The 23,532-nt window shown below is 56.8% G+C and carries 16 protein-coding genes; 8 read left to right on the forward strand and 8 right to left on the reverse strand.

Annotated elements, in window-relative coordinates:
- Window positions 1–288: 288 nt before the first annotated feature.
- Window positions 289–1,605 (reverse strand): hypothetical protein, encoded by a 1,317-nt coding sequence (locus tag SFX18_13890; protein ID MDX1964240.1) that lies wholly within the window; start codon window positions 1,603–1,605, stop codon window positions 289–291.
- Window positions 1,606–1,814: 209 nt separating this feature from the next.
- The gene (locus SFX18_13895; protein ID MDX1964241.1) at window positions 1,815–2,216 is read right to left on the reverse strand and encodes a BlaI/MecI/CopY family transcriptional regulator; all 402 of its coding nucleotides are present in this window, start codon (window positions 2,214–2,216) and stop codon (window positions 1,815–1,817) included.
- Between the two features lie 294 nt (window positions 2,217–2,510).
- On the opposite strand from SFX18_13895, the gene SFX18_13900 reads away from it, so the two are divergent.
- Entirely contained in the window at window positions 2,511–2,912 is a 402-nt protein-coding gene (locus SFX18_13900) for a hypothetical protein (protein MDX1964242.1), read from the forward strand.
- 26 nt (window positions 2,913–2,938) lie between these two features.
- Here SFX18_13900 and SFX18_13905 read toward each other — a convergent pair whose 3' ends face one another.
- Window positions 2,939–3,481, reverse strand: coding sequence for a peptidylprolyl isomerase (locus SFX18_13905; protein ID MDX1964243.1), 543 nt, complete (start codon window positions 3,479–3,481; stop codon window positions 2,939–2,941).
- Between the two features lie 179 nt (window positions 3,482–3,660).
- Entirely contained in the window at window positions 3,661–8,187 is a 4,527-nt protein-coding gene (locus SFX18_13910) for a PQQ-binding-like beta-propeller repeat protein (protein ID MDX1964244.1), read from the reverse strand.
- A 269-nt stretch (window positions 8,188–8,456) separates the two neighbouring features.
- On the opposite strand from SFX18_13910, the gene SFX18_13915 reads away from it, so the two are divergent.
- Window positions 8,457–8,915 carry a hypothetical protein gene (locus SFX18_13915; protein MDX1964245.1) on the forward strand — a complete coding sequence of 153 codons (459 nt, stop codon included), beginning with the start codon at window positions 8,457–8,459 and terminating at the stop codon, window positions 8,913–8,915.
- Between the two features lie 60 nt (window positions 8,916–8,975).
- On the opposite strand, the gene SFX18_13920 is transcribed toward SFX18_13915, so the two are convergent.
- The 4 genes from SFX18_13920 to SFX18_13935 form a co-directional block, all read right to left on the reverse strand.
- Complete coding sequence (locus SFX18_13920) at window positions 8,976–9,542, reverse strand: DUF1802 family protein (protein MDX1964246.1); 567 nt, start codon at window positions 9,540–9,542, stop codon at window positions 8,976–8,978.
- A gap of 33 nt (window positions 9,543–9,575) precedes the next feature.
- Window positions 9,576–10,067, reverse strand: a complete 492-nt coding sequence (locus tag SFX18_13925; GenBank protein ID MDX1964247.1) for a hypothetical protein — start codon at window positions 10,065–10,067, stop codon at window positions 9,576–9,578.
- Between the two features lie 284 nt (window positions 10,068–10,351).
- Window positions 10,352–12,937 (reverse strand): ATP-binding protein, encoded by a 2,586-nt coding sequence (locus SFX18_13930; protein MDX1964248.1) that lies wholly within the window; start codon window positions 12,935–12,937, stop codon window positions 10,352–10,354.
- A gap of 52 nt (window positions 12,938–12,989) precedes the next feature.
- Window positions 12,990–13,700: a response regulator transcription factor gene (locus tag SFX18_13935; GenBank protein ID MDX1964249.1), complete on the reverse strand. Its 711-nt coding sequence runs from the start codon at window positions 13,698–13,700 to the stop codon at window positions 12,990–12,992.
- Window positions 13,701–14,035: 335 nt separating this feature from the next.
- Here SFX18_13935 and SFX18_13940 point away from each other — a divergent pair, with 335 nt between their 5' ends.
- The 6 genes from SFX18_13940 (at window position 14,036) to SFX18_13965 (ending at window position 23,353) form a co-directional block, all read left to right on the forward strand.
- Window positions 14,036–14,893, forward strand: coding sequence for a CBS domain-containing protein (locus SFX18_13940; protein ID MDX1964250.1), 858 nt, complete (start codon window positions 14,036–14,038; stop codon window positions 14,891–14,893).
- Window positions 14,894–15,200: 307 nt separating this feature from the next.
- A complete protein-coding gene (locus tag SFX18_13945; GenBank protein MDX1964251.1) occupies window positions 15,201–16,880 on the forward strand; it encodes a hypothetical protein in 1,680 nt (559 codons plus the stop codon).
- A gap of 270 nt (window positions 16,881–17,150) precedes the next feature.
- The gene (locus SFX18_13950; protein ID MDX1964252.1) at window positions 17,151–19,001 is read left to right on the forward strand and encodes an SLC13 family permease; all 1,851 of its coding nucleotides are present in this window, start codon (window positions 17,151–17,153) and stop codon (window positions 18,999–19,001) included.
- Window positions 19,002–19,060: 59 nt separating this feature from the next.
- Window positions 19,061–20,632 carry an AbgT family transporter gene (locus SFX18_13955; protein ID MDX1964253.1) on the forward strand — a complete coding sequence of 524 codons (1,572 nt, stop codon included), beginning with the start codon at window positions 19,061–19,063 and terminating at the stop codon, window positions 20,630–20,632.
- A 172-nt stretch (window positions 20,633–20,804) separates the two neighbouring features.
- On the forward strand, window positions 20,805–22,007 hold the full coding sequence (locus tag SFX18_13960) for a M20/M25/M40 family metallo-hydrolase (GenBank protein ID MDX1964254.1): 1,203 nt from the start codon (window positions 20,805–20,807) through the stop codon (window positions 22,005–22,007).
- Window positions 22,008–22,270: 263 nt separating this feature from the next.
- On the forward strand, window positions 22,271–23,353 hold the full coding sequence (locus SFX18_13965; GenBank protein ID MDX1964255.1) for a hypothetical protein: 1,083 nt from the start codon (window positions 22,271–22,273) through the stop codon (window positions 23,351–23,353).
- Window positions 23,354–23,532 lie beyond the last annotated feature (179 nt).

The raw sequence follows: 23,532 nt of genomic DNA on the forward strand, positions 1-23,532 counted from the left end.
ACGCGTAAATCATTGGAATAAGCGTGCATCGAAAATCCTCCTTTTGGGATTCTACGCCCGGCACGCACATTTGGTCAAAAAAAACAAAGATGCTAGCAAAGGATTTCCGCCAGTTGTTAGCTAGCTAAAAAGCGCTCTAGAAAGCGTATTATCGCGGCGCTTCCAGTTGCCAAAAAGAACGCCCGATCCGGAACGATGATCCGGATCGGGCATTGCGTTAATAAGCCGTGTGTTTTCAGCAATTTCCATCAACACCTCCAGGGCAGACACCTGTGATGTTCTGAAAATTTATTCCCGCTCATGGCCGCGGTGATCATGCTCTTCGGAATCATGATGAGGTCGCTTGTGATCAGACTGACGCTCGCGGTGGGATGATTTCTTGTGACGATCCTTTTCGTCGTCATCATCTGCATCGTTATCGTTGTCGTCATCGTCTGCATCCTCATCGGAGTCATCATCACCTTTTCGTGCCCCTTTTTTGCCACCTCCCCTGGCGTGCTGGTCATCCTTGCGCTCTTTTGCGCCACGCTCCAATTTACCGCGGGGGGGACCTTCTCGATGGCCTTGGGGGGGACCAAATCCGCGTTCCATCCCTGGACCCATGCCACGGCCACTTCGACCTGCGGGGCCAAAGGTAGGACCCATGCGGGCTGGACCGGGGCCACCCCCAGGAAACCCGCGCGGCGCAAAGCCAGGTCCACGGGCACGGCGTAATTCCGCTCTCAGGGCCGCGACTTCTGCTTGCAATTCATCCACATCCGCTTGAATTTTTCGTAACATCCGCAGTACGGCCATATCACCCGGAGTCGGCGCGCCACCTGGACCAAGCGGACGGGGTGCCGCGTTTTCTCCCTCGAGACGTCGTTCCCGACGGGCAAACTCGCCGGAATCCCCGGGGGGGTCGCGGGGCGGCGGCTGATTCTCCCATCCCTCGACCGGCGGGCCTCCAAAACCCCGACCGCCACCACCGGGCATGCTACGGCCACTAAATCCTCTCCCGGGCGATCCCCCATCCGGCCCGCCGCCAAATCCCCCCATGGCACCGGGGGGAGGGCCGCGACGCGGTCCACCGGGGGGTGGCGCGCCCTCGCGCGGACCTCTTGCGGGAGGAGCGTTATCCCGGGGTTCGCCCGCGCGGGGGCCAGGTCCGCGAGGTCCCCGTTCTCGGGGATTTGCCTCATCGCCGCGACGGTCGGGTTCTTTATCGCGGGGAGGAGGTGCTTTGGCTTCTTTCCGGGACTCTTTGGATTTGCGTTCTTCGGCATCATCCTCATCGCCATCATCGTCGCCATCTTCATCGGCGAATTTTACATAATTCATTTCCGAGTCTGCATCCGCGTCCAATGCCTGGACCAATTGTGCCTGCAATTCCGCGATGCGCGCGGTTAATTCGTCCACCCGCGCGCTATTGCCGACGCTGGTCGCGGTCTCGATATCGATCAGGATTTGGGCATGGGGATTTGGGTCTGTCGCGTCCCCGGCCAAGGCCGGAACCGACGAAAATCCGGCGGGCAGCAATACCGCCCCCGCGACCAACCACCACCCGCGCCACAAGTTGTCAAATAACCCGGCGCGGTTGCGCCATCGCGGTGTAAATCGCCTCATACAAATGCTCCTAAAAAAGGTGTGAATAAAAACAGGCATTTCAGCCGCGCGTATAATTGAATCAACAAGTTCGCGCGGCACCTTGCGTCCTGTTTACCTCCCTCAACTTGCAACAACCTGTCACTCCCAACAGGATGCCCGACGGCGCATCATGGCGGCATCGCTTTTGCTATGTCACCGCCAATCGTCGCCTCCCCACATGACCGCCGCTAAACCGCCGCGCTTTCCCGCGCAGATATTTTGCGTTGCAGCGTCTGGACCAGATGTCCAAGTTCGCATTCGCTGGGCGCGGCACAATCGATTAAATCCCCGAAGAGGGACACCAGGGAACCGCGATACACCCGCGTCAACATGTCGTGTAACATGCCGTGCAGGGTTTTGCGTTCCTCAACCCCGGCCGCATACACAAAAGCGCGCCCCCGGGTGCGCCGCGCCAAGAGGCCTTTGTCGGTCATGACCTTAAGTATGGTCATGATCGAGGTGTAGGCGCGGGGTTTATGGGGTAGCAGCAACTGATGGACATCGCGCACGGTCAATTCACCATGCTCCCAGACAAGACGCAAGATCTCAAATTCACCCGGAGTGGGAAAGGGAAGCCGTGGACGAGCCATGTTGCAAGCGGAACGGACAAGGTGAAAACGCGTAATTGTCTGACAATTGCGTTAATAAACCCCCGGAACAGTCCAGAGTTTCGCCTTTTTTGGGGATTTTTTCCTTGCGCCGCGAGTCGCCACGAGTTTTTTTTCGCTAGCGAGTCCTCGGACACGGGACAGATTGGCCCGCGGTAACACTGCTGTTGCCAAAATACGGCCTTTTGCGTACCTTATCGCGGATTTTTAGCCGTGCCAGCCGTTAAGGCGCATCCGCGAAAAAGAGCCTGGACGCCACCAGCCGGGAGACAACCCATGAAAATTCAACGACACGCCCTGCCCGCGGCCCTGTTATTAACCGTGGCCTGTGGTTGTCATCATCGCTGGGGGGGAGGAAGTGGCCAGTACGGTACTCTTACCGCGCCTCCAGCCTATAGCACGCCTCCCCAATACGCCGTGGCCCAGCCAACTGTTATTACCCAGCCCGTCGCGGCACAACCCACTCCGCAGCCAACAATAGTGCAGCCGAGAGTAGTGCAAGCGACCCCCGCCCCCCAGCCGGTCACCGTGGTTCAACCGTCAGTTGTGCAGTCAACTAATAATTCTGTGCAGTCAACAATTAACACTGGGCAGCCCACGAATAGTACCGTGCAGCCCACAAGCTACTATGTCAGCGAGAATGTCTGTTGCCCTCCCTGTCCCTGCGTTTGTCCCTAACCCGCCGGGGACCAAGGGGACTAAATTTAGGCCGCCTTGGGGGTGGCAATCACCCGGGCGGTGTTAATTGTCACCGCCTTGCGCGGACGATCATTACCATCCGTGGGAACAGCGCCGATGGCCTTAACCACTGCCAAACTTTCGGGGTTGGCCGTATTGCCAAAAGCCGTGTACTGCCCGTCGAGATGCGGGACGCGTTCTAAACAGATAAAAAATTGTGAACCGGCCGAGTTGGGATCGTTGCTGCGGGCCATAGAAAGCACGCCGGGGTTGTGCGGCAATTTATTAAATTCAGCGGGAATCGTATAGCCAGGGCCCCCCATGCCCGAACCGGCGGGACAGCCCCCTTGAATCATAAATCCGCTGATCACGCGGTGAAAAACCAGCCCGTTATAAAAGCCAATTTCCGCTAGCGCAAGCATGTTTTTGCAATGGCCGGGCGCGACTTGCGGCTCAAAATCCAACAAGATATTTCCCGCGGAGGTTTGCAGTTCCAATTGATAGTCAAACTTGGAAAAATCAATCTGCCGCTGGGCGGCGGCCACTTCGGCTTGGCGGTTTTTAGACATGAAAAACGATAGGTTGGGCGAGGGGAACTTGCCCATCTAAGCCGGGCAAAATGACTCTACTTACACCACGTTCATTTGTAATCTAGCAAATAGCTCGGTACTTTCGCAGGGGGGGCAGCGCGCCCCCGGCGGATTGCGAGGGAATTTATAAAGGGGGGGAATGGCGGGGGGTCAAAGGATCACTTGCCCATGTCCGGCGGATTGACGGGAAGCTCCGCGGCGTCCCCCCAGCGCAGTTGTACCAGTTGCCCCTGGGTTTGGACGTTAATCGTCCGCGCGACGGGATCGGCGCGAAAATGCAAATACCCACTGGGCTGGGGAGAGTTGACTTCGGCCATGATTTTACCGGTGCGCTGATCCAATGCCGTTAGTTTGGTATATTGTCGGGCACTGACGCCGCTTTTTTGCTCGACCACATTGGCGGCAAATAAAATGAGCGGCGTTTCCGTCAACTGTGTCGGCAGCAATGTAACTTCTTCGACTTTTTGCTCCCACAATTGCTTGCCGCTGCGATTGCTGATGCCATACACATAGCCGGATAACGGCAACGTGGTTTGGTTGCCAATATTCAAGCCGTTAATGTAGCGATTATCTCGATTGACATGCGGTCTGCCCAACACCGCGATGGTGCGCTCGGCATTGCGAAACAGTTGAAACTCGCCCAGGCTGACTTCGGGATGAACTTGCGATTCCAATAACGTTTCGCCGGTCTTTAAATTCAAAAAGGATAAAACGCCATGATGCTCATACACCACGCATTCCCGCTGCTCCAGCAACCTGGCTTGGGCATTTACTAAAAAATCCCGCTGCCATACCGTGTCATCGGCGGCCAGGTCCAATAGCCGCATGCGTTGCCTGGCATCGGCCAGTTCGCTGATCAACAGACGTGTCCCCCATTGATCCACCCAGGTGTTTTCCGGCGGCACGGTGACAGTGCGCAGGTCCATGCCATCCGCGGCCCGAATCACGCGCACCGCGGGGGAGTTTTCTGAATAGACGCAAAGGGCGCGGCGGTCGCCGGTGATTTCCTGGGCGGGGGGGACGCCCTGGCGCACCCACCGGGTCTGCCCGGTCAAGGTGTCCAGCGCGGCCAACTTTGGCCCCCGCTGAATGCAGACCAATTCTGGCGTGGCCAGCCAAATGCCGCAAAGTGGCTGCCCCTGGCGGTCCAGCACCAACATCCGCGTTTTGCCGTTGGGCATTTTGATCATCCGTTGGCGGATATTTTGCAGATCATCCTGCAACAGCGAGGTTAAATCAACTTTCCAAAGCAATTGCGGCTGCTTGTCGATCAACTGGCTGGTATCAAAGGCCCAGACGGAAAATGCCGTCTTCAGCAACAGCAAATGCCCCACAAACCTGGCCTGGGCCATGTTGTTGGTAAAAGCCATCCCCTGAAAGCGGCTGGCCGAGGTATCATCCCGTAAATTGACGCGAAAGACATCTTGGCCCGTGCCATCCTCGCAAATCAACTCCTGCATGTTATTCTGGGAACTAAATGACAACTTTGTCCCGGCCCAGACTAAATCGCGCTGGGGGTGGATTTCCACGGGGATCATATACCGGGTCAAAGGCTGGCTATGCTGGTCGACGGTCGCTGGCCCGCCGGGCCAAAAGTGATAAGAATTCTCTCGCTGTTCAATTTTTGGCAGAGAGCGCAGTTCCGCGACGGTTTGTTCAGCCAACGGCGGCAAGGGGGATACCCGCTGCGCGTTGGCCAGGCTGGCCTCGCGTGATAGCCGCCATAAAGCGGCGTCATTCCCATTGGTCCGCCAAAGTTGGATTAATTGTCCATAAGCCGCGGACTGGCCCGGCTCATCCCCTGTTTCACAGATTTCGTGCAAGAGCAATTCCGCCGCCAGGTTTTCATGTTTGTCCCGCAATTTAGCGGCTAGGGAAAGCGCGCGGGGAGTCTGCGGAACAACTTCCCGCAGGATATTTAGCCACCGGCGGGCCGCCTGGGGCTCCTCCTCATTCCACCGCGCCGCCACAAAACCTTCCAGTTCTTTGACAATGGTTTCCCGTTCGGCGGGGTTCGCCGCGGTTAGCATTTCGGCTAAAAAGGCGGCGGGCCAGTAATCGTTACGCAGGCTTACCGTTCCCGGGGCATACGGTTGCAAGCGGTGTTCAGCGGGTAATTCGGTTAGCGCAAATAACTCGCCCAAGGCGGAGCGAATGTCGGACTTGCGCAGATGCTGTCGAATCAGAATTTGTGACAGTCGCAATTGATGTTGGGGGTCCGTGGAGATGGCCCGCAAGATGGGCAAGTTGTCGGCATACTGGTCAAAATTTACTTCGCAAGCGGCAAAGAGGGACTCCCGCAAGAGGTTTTCATTAGTGGCGTCGGGCGCGGTCCGCCAGGATTTTTTTAGTGATTCTATCGCTTCTCCCAATTCCCCCTGGGTTAATTGAATTTCCCCCAGGGCCGACCAAGCCGCGGCAGAGTTGGGATCGGCGGCCAACGCGGCCGTCGCCCACTCGTGCTGTTCGGACAAAGAACGATGGCATTCCACCCCATGTGGCGAAAGGGATAAAATCTCACCGCGATGCACGATCAAATTTCCCGGCACTTGCCCCGTGCGCGAACGCGAGCGCCCTAAAACTCGCCCGGTTTTGATTTCGTACTTCACGACTTCGCCTGAATCCAACGGCAAGTAATATGCCTCTCCCGCGCGGTACCCTCTTCCGCTAGGTTGCCCCGTCCCCAGGCTTTCACTCCACAGTGACGAGCCGTCGGCCGCGCTGAGGGCGTGGATTTCGCCGGTAGAGATGACAAGCACCCGTTCGTCCGCCACTTCGGCCACATATAAAATTTCTTCCCCGGATTGCTTGGAAAGCTCCAACCGCCACAATTCCCGCCCGCTGTGCAAATCCAGGCATAACAAACAGTCGCTGTCGGAGGGCCCCAGGAAGACCCTCCCCCGCTCGATGACCGCCACCCCTTCCGTTCCCCGATTATAAACCCCTCCCTGGTAATCGTAAGGCGTCAAACCCCGCCGCCGGCGAGCCACGGAAAAAACTTGCTCGGTCGGATAAGTGGCAGCCCAGGCTAAACCGCGTTGAAAAACATCCACGCCCACGACGACCCCTTGTCGCGTGGGACAAATCAACAGTCCATCGGCAAAAGAGGGAGCGAGATTGCTGATTTGCCGCTGAGGAGCGTCGGCCAGGGGGATTTCTGAACGGAGGAGTGGTTGCGACCAAATCAATCTGCCGTTTTCGGCCGCCAGACAATAAAGACTAAGCTCATTCCCGACCTCCCCCAAAATGTACAATTCCCGCTGTAAGGGGAGAGGCGCGCCTAAAAAATAAACATTGGCCAAGCGCGGCTCGTTCTCTCCGGTCGGGCCGCCGACTTGCCATTCCAACGCTCCTTGTTTGGCTATACTGAGCGCGCACAATAAATTGCTAAGGGGACGCGCCAAGGGGGCAGCCACCCGGCCCGGCACGGGCGCGGCCTGCCGTGCGGGAAATACCTGCTGGGAGTTATAAGGGGGGTTTTGCAGGGTATAAACATGCCACTCGTCGATGCTATTGGCGTGTAGGCTCCCCGCTTTGACAAGCTGGGACTGCCGTTGGCCGCCTGGGATGGGTGCCCCGCTGGTTTTATCAGTAGTGGATGACAAGGGAGGATAATACCAGATTAACTTTCCCGTCCTAAAATCTATCCCTTGCAATTGCTGCCGATGCGGGACCAAGATTAAATCGCCCGACGCCAAAAGCTGCCCCGGAGGAAGCGTGGGCGCGGGAGGGCCCCCCAACTGTTGCTCTAACTCTGTTTGCTGATGATCCGCGCCCGCCGACGGTAAAAGTTCTATCCGCCAACGGGGCGACAGCAGCGGCAACCCCGCCGAGGCGTTGGGGTTGCGATTCGGCCTCCCGCGAAAAACAGACCAATCCTCGCCATGAGCGGAATTTTTGGCCGTATTTCCGACTAATTCGGCCAACCACAGGGGAGCCTCGGTCGAAGTGGCATACCAGGCAATTGTTTGTCCGCCTAATGTCAGGCCACGGGGATGTTGGCGGCGCATCTCATCCAAGATGGCCAAAGCACGTTCTGGATGCCCCCCCCGCGACCAGCAGAGCGCAAATAGCAACGACAATTGTGGATCAAACCGGGCACGGGCGGCGGGATCGGCGTGTAACCTGTCCAGGGCCAGCGCCGCTGACAGATACTCTCCCTGATCCAGACAATGCCGCGCGTACAGCCATCCCGCCGTTTGTCCCGCGGGAGTGTAAAACCACAACCGGGCCACATCCAGGATTTTTTGCGGATCCTGTTCGGCCAGCGCGGTCCGCAATTGTTGCTCGGCCAGGGCGGTAAACTGCAATTCATAGCTCGCCTTGGCGTCCCCGGATAACTGTCCCAGGATTTCACGGGCGGCGGATTTGAGACTGACATACGGGCCCGGATTGGCCGGGCGATAAAACTGATCGCTGGGTGATTTCAGAATGTCCGTCAATAATAATAGGCCATCATCAATTCGATCTTCCACCAAGTATTTCTTGGCCCGTTCCAGTTGTAAAATCAACTGGCGATCCGCCGCAAACAACACCCCCGATTGATCAGATTGATCCGCGTTTTGTGTCACCAAAAGCGGTTGCTGGGCCGCAAGCCGGGCATATGCCCCCACCCCGCAAAAAAGCAGCACGGCCAGACCACAGAAACCGCGGTAAATATCAAAATTAAAAATTTTTAGGCGCATACGCAAACCCTTTCTCTGCTAGGGACCATTATTGTCCGGGCCAGTCGCGCGTGTGCTTGCCAGGGGTTTTCTTAGGGGTAATATTCACTGGCTAGCTTCACCATAATCAGTTATCTATTTTACCGCAACGGAAATCCGGCGCAGCCCCGTGAACCCGCCCCTTTCGCTAGCTCCCCTTTTTTGGCGGTTTTTCTGAGATTATCGCCACGGGGGGAAAGGCAACCAGCACGGTCGTGGACAGGGACAGTTTTGCCAGGGATAATAATTTTATGAATAAAGCTTTTGTCCGCGAACCAGAGCCAGCCGACCAAATTGAATGTCCCCGGTGCGAGTTGCCGGGAACTCCCGTCAGCGAAACGACCTTCCTGGCGCATGCCTCGGCGGCCAACCGCCAAACCCTGGGGCAGACGCTGGCCTATTGCCCCAATCCGCATTGCATTGTTGGCTACTTTGACAGTTTGGGAAATATCCTGGACATCTCCCAGGTGGCCGCGGTCGCTTGGCCAAAGGATCCCGCCGGCCCCCTTTGTGCATGCTTTGACTTTACTTGGGAGGAACTTCAAGCCGACCTGGATCAGGGGACCAACAACCGGGTGCGGGCCTTGCTAGCGGAATCGCAGGGGGACGCGGCCCATTGTCAAACGGCTATGCCTGATGGTCAATGCTGTCATGATTTGGTGCAACGGACGTATTTACGCGAATATGCCCGAAAATCCGAAAAAAAATAATCCCGCGAAACCTCGATCACAAAGGCGCTGTTTATGCATAGCCTCGGTGTTGGTCGGGGACTATTCGGCTAAAAACTCCCGCTGCATGTCGGCAAACTGTTCATCCCCCACGATGACGCGGGGATGGAGCGGCTCGTGTGGCTCGGGTAGCCTTACCCAGCTTTTGCATCCTCCGTATTGATCGGGGTTCTCCAGGATCAACGGAACTGCGGGTTCATATGCCCGCACCAATACCAGCCACAAACCCGGCTGACGATACAAAAATCGTTGCTCCACGGTTGCGGGGGACAAAACATGCCAAGCGGCGAAAGGAGCTAATTGGTCCAAGGAGCAAATTTGTCGGACCGCGACTGATTGCAAAAAAACTGGCAACATTAATCGGCCGGGGGACTCGGCCCAGGATTGGGCAACAGGCGTCCAATCCCGCGCGGATGGCTGTAAAGCTTCTGAGTTTTGGTGAAATTGCGTGGGAAAGACCCAAAAGGAAGAATGATCAAAGCGAAGTCCTTCCGGCTCTTCGGCAATCCCCCCTTTACGCAAAAGCAGGGTTTGTTTTCCCCGCAAGAGGGCGGCACAGACGGCGGCCCAGTCCTTTAAGGCCCAGGGAGATGGGGGCAATTGCGGCATAGGGAATCTTCGTGGGGCGGATTGAGACGGGGGTTATTCGCCAATCGCCTCCAGGGCATCTTTGGCCAAGCGACTCAACCGGGGATCGGTGGCCGCGGCGGCTTTTTCCAGGGAGGGGCGCGCCTTTTGGGCGGCGGGGCCAATTTTACCCAAGGCCCAGGCCGCGCGTTCCCGCACGGCCAGCAGTTCGTGCCGTTCCAAGCAAGTGGCCAGGACGGAAATAGCGGCGACAGATTCCCCGGCCAGTCGGCCCAGCAGTGTCACGCACCAGTAGGCCGCGTCCCCGCGGGCGGTGGGAAGGTACGTGGTCAGGGGAATCGCCAACTCCGCGGGAGGAGACTGCATGCCCTCGCAAATTTCCACCGCTTGTTCACGGATGGATTCGTGTGGATGGGCGGTCAAGGGTAAAACCGCCATCACCAGCGAAGTATCGAGAGCCGAATTATTTTGGCAGGCGGCCAGGGCGGTCAAACATTTGGTTTGATCGGCGCCGCGCAGCGAATCCACCATCCACGCTTGATCCATACGGCAATTGTTGGCAAAGTTCCTTAGTAAATCATCACAGATTCGTCCCAGCGCGTGTCACCCGTAATGTACTGCGCGTGGAACGGTTTCGACAATTCAAATTTCGCCCAGAATGCGGGAAATGAGTAATTTTTATAAATTTATTATCGGCAAGGATGCAGCGATGTGGTTGACAGCTTTATTTATAGAAAAATTTATTTGCCCGGCGAACGAATCCTCTGACAAAGTCAAAGATAAGAGTCGGAAAGATGAGCCGTAGCGCGCAAACCCACGGTTTTTGCCACTCACGCCGTGGGGGGCGGGGACTGCTCGGAGGATCCCAGGGGAAGCAGCAGTTCAAAACAGGTGCCGTCGCTACCGGGGCAAATACGCAAGTCGCCCCCCATTTCCCGTGCTAAACGACGGCTTAAAGCCAATCCCAAGCCGACCCCCGGAGCGGAACCCGCGGCGTCGGCGGCGGATTTGTTGAACGGCTCAAATAATTTGGCGCGCGCCGCGGGGGAAATCCCCGGGCCAAAATCACGAACTTTGAGCCTCAGCCAGTTAGACTCTACCGCCGCGGAAAAAACCACCCGCCGATCAACGGCTGTCGCCGCGTATTTGGCGGCGTTATCAATCAAATTAAACAGGATTTGTTCCACCGCCCCCGGGTCCGCCAGAATTTTTTGAGCGGTGGATGGGGGGGAGATTTCCTCGACCAGTTCCATCTCGGCTTGGCGCAAGCGGGTGTCCAGACGCTCGGTGGCGATTTTGGCCAACTCGGCCACGGTGATTAATATCCGTCGCTTTCCCGGCCCGCCGCGCTCCAACCGGGCATAGGCCAGCACATTTTCGACCAGATGCGACAGGCGGTCGGCTTCGCCGCGCAGCGTATCACAATAGCTGCGGCGCTGCCGTTCATCATGCACCATGTCCTCGGCCAGCATCTCGGCATACATGCGAAATGTTGTCAGCGGGGTCCGCAACTCGTGCGTCACCGCCGATACAAATGCCGCCCGTCTTTCCGAGAGAGTGATGATTCCCTGGCCTATCAGCGCCACCGCGCCGACCGCCAGGGCCAGCGAACTCCAGGCCAATATCAATGCCCATTGCAAGGAGGAAAAATTGGCGGCGGATTTGGCCGGCGCGCCCAGATCCCCGGGTAGCAACTCCACCGGCAACGCCGCCAGCAGATGTTGTTGGGTTTCCGGATCCTTGGCATTGACCGCGACCAGTTGGGCTTGGGGCAAAATGTCCTCCACCACCTCCAATAACTTTGTCCGCAGCGTGGGCCAGTTCAGCCAGCATCCCTGGATCAATTCGCGATTCTGCCAATGCACCCTTCGCGCCAGAATTAATTCCCCCCCCACCCACAGCGGGGTCATCCGCGACATGCGCACGTCCAACGTCCAGTTCTGACCCGCGTCCCGTTGTTGAATATAGCTATTGACCAGTTGTTGATCCAAGTCGTTGTTATTGAAACGTTTGTTGAGGGAGTTTTGCTCTAAAAACAACGCCCGCAATTGATATTCATTCCAGTTCTTTTCGGATTGAGTGCCATTGGCGACCACATTCGAAGAATCCCCGGCGGAGGAAGATTTGTCTATGGAACCGTTATCGAATTGAGACCCTTTTTCGGGGGGGAGCGCCTCGGGTTCACTGGCATAGCTGCGATTTTGCGACTTTTTAACAGCCCGGCTGGAGACATCCTTGGGCGTGACAAAGTAGCTCGATTGGGATTGGCTAGACTTGCCATCATAGCCCGTGGAAGAATTGGACACGTTTCCCGCGGAGTTATTGATGACTAACGAATTCAACGGGGTTGTATTTGCCACGCCGGGAAGCGATTCATTTGACGGGCTGGGCTGGGTTGAATACCGGGGAAGCGGGGGAACCGGCCCCGCCGTAAGAGCGGTTAGTTGACCCGCTTGTTGCAAAGGGACAAGTGGGGGGACGACGGACTGGCTGGGCGCGGGAGTTAACCGTGGAATCGTCCAATACAGCGGTTCCTGCTGTTGAACTGAATCGGACGTCACAGGGGAGTTTGACGGCGACTGTCCCGGGGGATTTCCTGCATATTCCTCCGTGAGCGCGCCAGGATTTCCTCCGCCAGCACCACCATTGCCAGCAACACCATTGCCAGCAACACCTCCACCAGCAGCAGGATTGCCGGCGGCAATATTCCAGGTGGTAGGCTCGGGCAGGAGGGGACCGTTGGGTATGGCGGATTGGCCGGCCGGAGGCGGATTGGAAAGTGTGGCGTTATAGTCCGTGTTCTGCACAGCATTCTGCTGCGAAATTACAAATGGCTGCACGGGAATGGATTGCACTTGCCAGCTTGAGCCGGTTAACTCGGGGTTGGGGAGATTTTTTAACAATAATTGGTAATCTAAAAGCGGCCGCAATTTGGCGAGCTGTACTTCGGCGGCGTCAAAGTCCTCGACTGTCAGTTGTTGGGGAATGAGAAATTTGCGCAATTCCGGTTCAGGCACGCTGGGGCAGGTAAGTTTGCCGCTGGGTTCACATTGAAAATAGGTCGTAATCTCCGGGGCATGCGGCACAATCAACGGCGAGACACACGCCACGGAATTCGTGACGCTCTCATTTGACTGTGTATCATAATTTGTCACGGTGGGAGTATTGAGCACAAACACCGATTGATAGTTGTAAATCGGTCGCGAGCTTTCGTCATTGATCAAGGCCGCCATCTGCGTGTCGATGCGCCACAACGCCAAGCGGATGTTTTCCTCTTGAATCGCCTGGGCCTGGGCGTTTTGTTCGGCCTGATCGGCCTGGATGGCGCGGACCGATAGCCAGCTCAGGGCGGAAACCACCATGAATAATAGCGCCGCGCCAGCCAACCAAATTTGCCAAGGACGAAGTGAAAACATCTCCCTCTACCTATAAAAATTCTGTCCCTAAAAATGAGGGGCAATAAATCCCTCACTCCCCCTCGACGTGGGCAAACATGTATCCCTTGCCGCGCACGGTCAGGACAATCCGCGGATCAGCCGAATTATCGCGCAGTTTTTCGCGAAGTCGCATGACGTGCATATCAATCGTGCGGGTGGCCAGTCCCCGCGGACTAAGTTGCCAGACCCGTTGCAACAATTCATCCCGCGAAATCGCCCGGCCCGAATTTCCCGCTAAATACCGAATCAGCTCTAACTCTTTTTCGGATAATTCGGCCCGTTCGCCATTCTTGTAACGAATTTCGGCCCGTTCCAGATCGATTATCCCCGTGGGAATTTCAATGGTTTGCAGTTCTTGCGGCCGTTCGGGGGAGCGACGCAACACAGCCTCTACCCGCGCCAACAACTCCTTCACGCTAAAGGGTTTGACCACGTAATCATCCGCTCCCAGGCGCAGCCCGGCCACCCGATCCTGCTCATCCCCCAACGCCGACAAAATGATCACAGGTTGATTGGGCCGGATGCGGTGGACCGCCTTTAGAATGTCCAAACCATGGCATCCGGGCAGCACCAAATCCAATAACAGCAGGTCGTACCCCCGCGCGGTGGCCATTCGCAGGCCCAGGTCTCCAGTGGCCGCCTCAAAGGGTTGATATCCGGCAAATCGTAACGCGTCAACAATCCCTCGACGGATGGCGGCGTCATCTTCCACGGTCAAGATTTGGTGCGTGCCGGCGCTCATAACGGAATGGGGAAAGTAAAGGTGCGAATGTGGCGATGGGGTGGATTATGACGATTAAATTGAAAAAATACACGTTATGGGAACTTTGACTCAAAGGGGCAATCATCTTCATCATACCCCCTGACCAGGGGGACTTGTGTAAGTCCTTGGTAACAAAGGGACTTCCTACTTGGAAATTCCCCCGAAACCACCGCCTAAAAATGCGGTCATCCGCTGGAATTCTGGATTTAAAGGGGCAATTTTCGACCTAGATTTTCTTATACCCCGCATCGGGAGGGGTGCTGTTTGATTTCTTTGGCGTTGCTTTTTGTCAATTCTTTTTAATTGGGCTTGTCATGGCAGCAACATGTGCTCGCAGCTTCAAGGTTCGCAAGGCTTTTCGCTCCCCAGGGACCAGCATGATCGAGGTGGTCCTGGTTCTGGCGGCGTGTAGCGCGGTATTACTCATCGGCTATGAACTGTTTGGCCGGGAATTGCTGCAGCGATTGGATTTTGCGGGAGGGGCCGCAATCGCCAAAACCGTTGATAACGCCATCCCCAATCAACCCTTGATCCGCACCGAATTGGTGCTCTTGCTGCTGGGACTGGTGGTGGTTATTAGCTATGCCATTTCCCTACGCAAGAAGTTATATCAACAAAAGGATTTTCACGCTCCACCGCTGGATCCGCAGCAATTGCAAGAAATCGAAAATCGCCGTTATAACAAACGCCAGCAAATTTTTAAGGTGCTCGAGGCCGATCTGGATGCGTTGTTTCTCAGTCACATGGAAGTCAAGCAACTCATGAGCCAACCAGTGAATTATGTCCTGCCGGAAACGACCGTTCAGGAAGTTCGCAATCTGATGAAGGCCGAGCAAGTCCACCATTACGCGGTATGTAACGCCACGGGGGAACTGTTGGGAGTTGTTAGTGATCGTGATGTATTGCGCAGCCATAATACCACCGCCGTGGCCGACATCATGTCGCAAAATCCCGTAACAGTACGGGCCAATACCCGTGTCAATCCCGCGATTACCATGATGATCAATCATGGGTTTTCGTGCTTGTTGGTCACGGACGAGAAAAAACTAGTCGGCGTGCTGACCACCACCGATCTGGTCATGACACTGCAAGCGGCCTTGCAAATCCTGTCAAAGAATGAACAGCAAACACTGGAAAAACTGTCGCAGGCCACGCCCATCGCCAGCGTCTAAAATGGCTGACCGAGCGGCGAATTCACACTTTTGCGGACGGCAGATAACTTCTTTAACAGCCGTCAACCGCTAGCACGCCCAGCATGCGAAAAATCAGGCCCAGGGGCCTGGTTTTTCGTGTTTTGCTGTATATGCCGCTCCATGCGCTAGCGCATCTCGCGGCGTTCTTCAGGCAAACTTGACCCACTCATCAAGTTTTCACACAGTCGGCGTTAAACTTTGACGATAGTAACGATTGTAGCGGCCCGCGACGGGACGGGGCATTCCCGCATCTTTGCTAGCATCCCTTTTGCCAAAAGAGGCCCGCATGGGCAAATTACAGTCGTGCGCTCAGCCGAGATTCCCGCGGGGCTGGCGAATCGCGGGAATTGCCTTGGCAGGGATATTATTTGTCAGTAATGCCTTGGCCGCCGGGGGGGGAACGGCCCCTCCGGGAATGATCCAGGCCACCGATGAGGAAGCGACGCAGGTGTCGGCTCCGCCCGTTGCAGCGGCTACCACGGCCAGCCTGCAAGTCACCGTCGATGCAACCAGGGTCTTGCCCGGGTCACGCGCGCCGGAGTATCCCCAAACGGATTACCAACAAGCCCCCGGTTATCAACAATCCCTGGGCTATCAACAGCCCACGGGGGACCAACTGATTGACTACACCCGCAACTTGCGGGCCTACAACTATCTGGTGGAAAATTATCAGGACTTGGCTGAGGGCCCCAAACAATACGCCGATTACGCCCCCAGCGGTTTCTTGCCCAACACCTACCAGGAAGCCCCGGGGGCTCCTCTCTATCGGTTATTGCGCCCCGCTCCGGCGCTCACGGCTGAACAACTGGATGAATTGGTGGTGCGGGGTCCGGTGCCGGGTTCGTTTTTGGTTCCGGGGACCGGGACGGCGTTTCGATTGAGCGGATTTGTTCGGATGGGGGCCAATTTTGACTTTGACCCACTCACCACGCCCGATCTGTTTTTGCCCCGGGCGATCCCCATTCCCGAACAAGCGGGCCAAAACGCCAATTTCAGCGCGCGGCCGACACGGCTAACCCTGGATACCTGGACGCCACTACCGGACCAAGACCTGACGGTGCATTCGCTGGTGCAATTTGACTTTCTCAGTGGCAATCCGCCGGGAGTCGGCGCGTCCAATGTTCCACGCTTGCGGCTGGCGTTTTTTGACGTGGGTTATCTGCGGATTGGCCAGGATACCACCGTGTTTATGGATCCAGGGGTGTTTCCGCGAACAGCGGATTTTCAAGGCCCCAACGGGATTGTCAACTCCCGGCAGGGTTTGGCGCGGCTGACGATTCCCCTGGCAGAGCAGTTGCGATGGGCGGCGGCGATCGAGCAGCCATTTTCGGACATTACCACGTTAAATACAGGCACCAACGAGCAGGACATTCCTGATCTAACGTCGCACTTGCGGTATCAAACAGATCTCTACCACATGCAGGTGGCGGGGATCGCCCGCTCCATCGGCTACCGCCCCACAGGTGAACAAGTGACGCGCCGCGGCGGCTGGGGGGCAAATGCCTCCGCCGGTTTTCATCCATGGGCGATCCTGTGCGATACCAACCCCGTGCGTGATCCCAACCCCAGCGGCTGGACGCGCAGCCGGGTGTTAGTGCAGTATGTCACCGGCTCGGGGATTGGCCGTTATCTGCAAGATTCCAATGGCCAGGGCCTGGATGCCGCGGTGACCGCGGCCGGGGGCTTTGAGACCTTGGACGCGACCGGTTGGACAACGACGTATGAGCATTGGTTTAACCAATATTGGCTGATCAATCTGACGTATTCCGACCTAGATATCGATGGGACCGACGCGCTGCCGGGAAACACCCTAGCGGCGTCAAAGTATGTCGCCACCAGCCTGTGGTGGATCCCGATGCGAAATATGTCCATTGGGGTTGAATATCTCTGGGGTGAACGGGAAAACCTGGACGGGCAAAATGGCCGGGCCGAACGAATTCAAACCGCCTTTGCCTATAACTTTTGAGTAAACAAAGCCGCCGATGGTATTGAGGGGGGAACGGGGAACAGGGGTCGAGCCTCAGCCAGCTCCCCGTGGGGCAAAGTGAGAAGTAGGAATTCAGAGCGCCCATTCTGCATTCATCACCGCCGCTTCCCCCCCGGATTGCTTGCCAAATTGCACTTATAGGTCTATATTACACCGCAACATGGGCACTTGCGGAACTTTACTGGCAATTTGCGGATGGTAGGTGCGTTGATTGCCGATGAAACGCACTTCTTTTCATAAGCCAAATTCATGAATTTTGCGCTTGGGGCGGTCTTGATTCTCTTGGTGGCGGCCATCGTGATGTTCGCCATTAATCGACCGCGGATGGACGCGGTGGCGCTCATCATGTTAACCCTGCTGCCGTTTTCCGGCGTCCTGACCATCAATGAGGCCTTGGCCGGCTTTAGCGACGCCAATATTGTCCTCATTGCCGCCCTCTTTGTCATTGGCGATGGCCTGGTCCGCACCGGCGTCGCCCTGCAACTGGGGGATTGGATGACCGCGCGTGCCGGCGGCAGTGACGTGCGGTTATTGGCCTTGCTGATGTTGGTGGTTTGCGGCTTGGGAGCCACCATGAGTTCCACCGCGGTGACGGCGATTTTTATACCCGTGGTGCTACGCATCGCCCAGAGCACCGGCGCATCCGCCAGCCAGTTGATGATGCCCCTCAGCATGGCCGCGCTGATTAGCGGGATGACCACGCTAGTGGCCACGGCTCCTAATCTGGTCGTGAATAGCGAGCTGGTCAGTTATCTGGAACGACGGGGAGACTTGAATCCCGCCGGATTTCATTTTTTTAGTTTTACCCCTTTTGGAGCGCCGATTCTCATCCTGGCTATTGTGTATATGCTGTTTGCGCGGCGGTGGCTGGCCAATGACGCCCCCGCTCCCGGTCAAGTTTCCCGGCAGCCGACGCTCGCGCAATGGATTAACGATTATCAACTGGCCGCCCGCGAACACCGCGTGCGGATTCAGCCGCATTCCCCCTTGGCGAACAAAAAAATTGAGGAATTGCAGTTAAAAAATGATTTTGGCGCGGTGATTGTGGCCATTGATCGGCGGGGACGCTTAATCCAACCTACGCCACAAACCACGCTCTTAGTTGATGATCTTTTACTGGTGGATTTATTGGCCCCCGAGCGGGAAGTGGCCGAACTGCGTTCGGAGTATCAATTGGCCGAAATACCCCTATCGGGAAATTATTTTGCCGATCGCTCCCAGGATATCGGTCTGGTCGAAGTAATATTGCACGATAAATCCGACTTGATCGGCAAAACCCCCGCCCAGTCCCGCCTCCGCGATCGCACCGGATTGACCATCATCGGCCTGCGCCGCGGCCAAGCCGCCGTGGAATCCCTCTTGGCCCACGAAAAATTGCAATTAGGGGATACGCTGCTCCTGGTCGGGCCCTGGCGCTCAATTAAAAATTTGCAAACCGGCGGGAGGGACTTTGTGCTGTTGGACCTCCCCGCGGAATTTCACCAATTATTGCCGGTTCAGGGAAAAGCTCCGCACGCCGTCGCTTGTTTGTTATTGGTGGTGGGCCTGATGGTCAGCGGCATCATTCCCAATGTGCAGGCCGCGCTCATCGGCTGCCTGCTCATGGGCTGGTCCGGCTGTGTGACCCTGGAAAGCGCATACCGCTCGATCGATTGGAAAACCATTGTGTTGATCGTGGGAATGTTGCCCTTTTCCACCGCGCTGCAACGCACGGGAGGGGTGGATCTGGCGTCCGACGCCCTCATGCAAATCTGCGGCGGAATGGGAACTTACGGCATATTGGCGACCTTGTTCGCGATGACCGCCATTCTGGGAATGTTTATTTCCAACACTGCCACCGCCGTGCTGATGGCACCGATCGCGCTGGCTGTGGGGTCGGAACTGGGGGCGTCACCCTATCCCTTTGCCATGATTGTGGCCCTGGCCGCCTCGACCGCGTTTATGACGCCGGTTTCTTCGCCGGTCAACACCTTGGTCGTTACGCCGGGAAATTATTCCTTTGGCGATTTTGTGCGCGTGGGGGTCCCCTTTAGTTTGATCGTTATGGTTGTTAGCGTCTTGCTGGTGCCGCAGTTGCTCCCGCTCTTTCCCGCGCCTTAACATTTTTCACGGCAATCGTCCCAATACAATGTTTTTGGTTTTTTAAAAGGCATGTTTCCATGAGCCAGATTTCCGCGGAACCAAAATCGTTTGTCCAAAAGATCTTGGACGTCGTGGAAAAAGTGGGAAACAAAGTCCCGCACCCAGCGGTGATTTTTTTGATCTTGATCGGCCTCGTGATCGTGCTGTCGCATTTGCTATGGTTGCAGGGAGTCTCCGTGACTTATGAGGAAATCAACGAAAAAACCTATGTTATCGAGAAAAAAACAACCGCCGTGAATAGCCTACTGACCAAGGATGGGGTCCGCTTTATGTATGAGCGGCTTATCCCCAATTTTATGAGCTTTACCGCCGTGGGACTCATGATCACGGCCATGATCGGCGTGGGCGTGGCCGAAGAATCCGGCCTGATTAAGGCTCTGATCCGCAAGCTGGTCATCGTCGCTCCGGCCTGGGCCTTGTGTTATATCCTGGTGTTTGTGGGGATCGTGTCGAGTATTGCCGCGGACGCGGGGTATCTGGTGCTGATACCCCTGGCGGGAACGGCGTTTCTCAGCGTGGGGCGTCATCCCATCGCAGGCTTGGCGGCGGGCTTTGCCAGCGTGGCGGGGGCGTTTACCGTCAACATGCTCATTAAGCCGCTAGACGCGGTGCTGACCGAATTCACCAATGACGCCATCCATCTGGTCGATCCGACCAAATCCATCGGTCTTACCTCAAACTTGTGGTTTTCCCTGGCTTCGGTGGTGTTTTTGACGTTTATCATGACTTGGATCACCGAGCGGTTGATCGAGCCGCGACTGGGAAAGTACCAGCCCCCCGCCCCGGATCATGCGGATACAACCAACACCGCCGGAAAAACCTCTGACAGCGATGCCACCCTCTCCGCCGCCGAATCGCGCGGGCTATTATTCGCGGGACTGGGCCTGATGGCGGTGCTGGGCCTCTTTGCATGGCTTTCGTTACCAGCAGACGCGCCTCTACGCGATCCAGAGACCGGCGCGCTCATCGGCAATAGCCCCTTTATGAACGGCCTGATCGCGATCATCATGGTGCTGTTCCTGGTCATGGGGACCGCTTATGGTTATGGAGCGGGAACCTTGAACAGTGTCACCGCCATTATAAAGGCAATGGAAAAAGCCCTCTCCGGCCTAGGTGGCTTGCTGCTTTTGTTTTTTATCATCAGTCAGTTCGTCGCCATGTTTAACCATAGCAACATGGCGACCATTTTGGCCGTGACCCTGGCGGATACCCTCAAAAGCGCAAATATCGGCCCCTTGTGGTTGTTGGTGGGATTTATCATTGTCGTGGCCCTGCTCGATTTTCTCATCTCGGGGGCCATCGCCAAATGGGCCATTTTTGCCCCGATCTTTGTCCCGGTCCTCATGCGGCTGAATGTCGATCCCGAGGCGGTCCTGGCCGCATACCGCATCGGTGACTCCCCCGTCAACACCATTACGCCACTCAATGCCTATTTTGCCCTGGTCGTCGGCTTTGCCATGAAATATGACAAAAAGGCGGGCGTGGGAACGGTTGTATCCCTGATGCTGCCGTATGTGCTGATTACGTTTGTGCTGTGGACGCTGCTCTTTGTAGGGTGGTTTTTGTTGGGAATTCCCTGGGGCCTCTAATTTCACGTATATTCCTGACAAAGTACACGCATTTGCCAATTTTTTACGTGATTTTGACCGGCAACTTGGTATCTTGGCAAAGTCCTCTGGTCTACCCAGCACGGAACGCTGCCCCTTGTCGGAAGTTTGATATGCTTTTTTCTGATCCACAATTTTATTGGTGAGGAATGTCATGGGTGCCAGCCAAATCCCCCTCGATACCGCCGCCGCCGAAGCGCATTTGCTGAATTTTTTGCAAATTCCCGGGCAAAGCGGCGAAGAAGCGGAAATCGCCGCCGCCGTCAGTGACGCCCTGATCAAGGTGGGCGTGGCGGCGAATGCCATCCGCTTTGACACTGCCAACCAGCGCATTAACCTGCCCACACAAACGGGCAACTTATTTGCCGACATTCCCGGCACCCGCCCCGGTCCGCGGCTGGTCTTTGCCACGCACCTGGATGTGGTCCCCATTTGCGACGGTGCCAAGCCCATCATAGACGGGGACCATATTAAGACCGACGGCAGCACCGGCCTGGGGGGAGATAATCGCACCGGCTGCGCGGTTTTGGTTTCCCTAGCCGAAACCCTGCTCAAGCACAAACTGCCCCATCCACCTATCACGCTGCTCTTTACCGTCCGTGAGGAAAGCGGCATCCAGGGGGCGCAACACCTGGACGCCGCCCAGTTGCAGGGAGCGGTCATGGGCTTTAATGTGGATAGCCGCGTTCCCGCCGATCTGATTACCGGGGCCGTTGGCCAGGAAAGCTGGGAAGTCGAGATTTTTGGCCAGGCGGCCCACGCGGGGGTCGCGCCCGAGAGGGGGATTTCCGCCACGATGGTCGGGGCGTTGGCCCTGGCGGAAGTTCGCCAGGGGGGCTGGTTTGGCAAAGTTCAACAGCCGGACGACCACGGCACCAGCAATGTCGGTATTTTTGGCGGCAAGGGAAAACAACCCGCCGGCAACGCCACCAATGTGGTCACCGATTATGTCTTTATCAAAGGGGAATCCCGCAGCCCCCGGGCGGAATTTGCCACGGCGATTACCGCGGCTTATAAGACAGCCCTTGAAAATGCGGCCCGCCAGGTCACCGACGCCGATGGCAAACCGGCCACGCTAAACTTTTCCAGCCACGCCGCCTATCCACCCTTTAATCTCCCCGACGACTCCCCCGCCGTCGCGCGGGCCAAACGAGCCGCCGAGTCGCTAGGCATGAAACCGACCACGGTTTTTTCCAATGGCGGCCTAGACGCCAACTGGTTTGTCAAACATGGCCTCCCCACGGTGACCATTGGCGCAGGCCAGTACGAAATTCATACGGTGAATGAATATGTGAACCTGCCGGAATTTTTTGACGGCTGTCGGTTAGCGGTGGCCCTGGCCACGATTGCGGACTAAGCAAATTTTGCAATCTTTGATGGTGCATCCTTTAACCTGCGACTCATTGAATTATATTCCACAAAGCAGTTTAGCCGTTGACAGTCGTATAAACCGTGGGCGAGCGCCCCGCGGCAGATTTTCGTCGTGTTGTCCGTACAAGCGATCAGCCGCCACTAGCTAGCGTCCGGTTGAATAGTATAAACCGTGGGCTAGCGCCCAGCGGCTGATTTCGCTTCCTCGATTTTAAATTTTTGTTCCCACATCACATTTTGGAGTCTCCCGTGTTATCCCGCGCCGAGTTGACCACCCTGCAAGCCCCCCAAGAGTACCCCGCCGTTTCCATTTTGGCCCCCACGCACCGGACCGCCCCGGCGAATAAGCAAGACCCGATCAAGGTCAAAAATCTGGTGACCAAGGCCATCGACCGCCTGCAAACCGAATTCAAAAAGCGGGAAGTCGCGGACGTCGTCAAAAATTTGAAGGAACTGGTCAAGGGAATCGCCTGGCGGCACACGTTGGATGGACTGGCGCTCTTTGTGTCGCGGACGCAGGCCACGGCGGTGCAACTGCCGTTTAGGGTCAAGCCCCGCGTGCAACTCGACCGGTCCTTTGCCACCCGCGATCTGGTCTATGCGTACAACCGGGCCGTCCCTTATCGCATTTTGTCCCTGGGCCACACGTCGCGGTTGTTTGACGCCTGGACCACGGTGCTAGAGGAACACACAGCCAAGCCTTTTCCCCTGGAACACCAGGGGGCGGGGGGCTCGCTCAAACTTCCCGGCGGCGAGGGGATCAACCGCTCCGCCGTGCGGGACGACCACCATCGCAAATATTTTAAAACCGTGGCAGACGCCGTCGCCGCGATCGACCGCGAACGACCGCTGCCGCTGGTCATCGTGGGCGTCGAACGCAACCTGGCCTTTTACCAGGAAGTGGCTAAAAACGCGGAATTATGCACCCTCGTTGCCGGGAACCATGAAAGAACCAATCCCGCCGACCTAGGAAAGCTGGTCTGGCCGATTTTTGACCAGGGAAACACCGCCCGCCGGACCAAGGCACTAGTGGAACTGGACGCCGCGGTGGGGGCCAAGCGATCGGCCTCCGGCATCCAGGACGTCTGGAACATGGCGGCCGACGGCCAGTGCCGCGTGCTGCTGGTGGAAAAAGAGTACAAACACCCGGCCAATCTGCACACCGATGGCCGCCAACTGCTGAAGTACACGGGCAAGGGTGCGGAGGCACTCGACGACGCGGTGGACGAAGTGATCGAGCGGGTCCTGGCCACCGGCGGCGAAGTCTTTTTCTATGGCCTCGGCGATTTAGAAGGGCACAGTCGGATCGCGGCCATCTCGCGAAAGGGGTAGGGAGGTTGGGGCGAGGGGCGGGGGACGCGGGACGAGGGGCGGGGGACGAGGGGCGGGGGGCGGGGGACGCGGGACGAGGGCTGGCGGGTGACCTCCGACGGCGAGCCCCCCGTAGGAGAAGATAGACGTCTCTATGAGGATGGGGGATTGCCTGCAATAGAATGTGCATTATACAGACG

The organism is Pirellulales bacterium (assembly GCA_033762255.1).
Classification (GTDB): Bacteria; Planctomycetota; Planctomycetia; order Pirellulales; family JALHPA01; genus JANRLT01.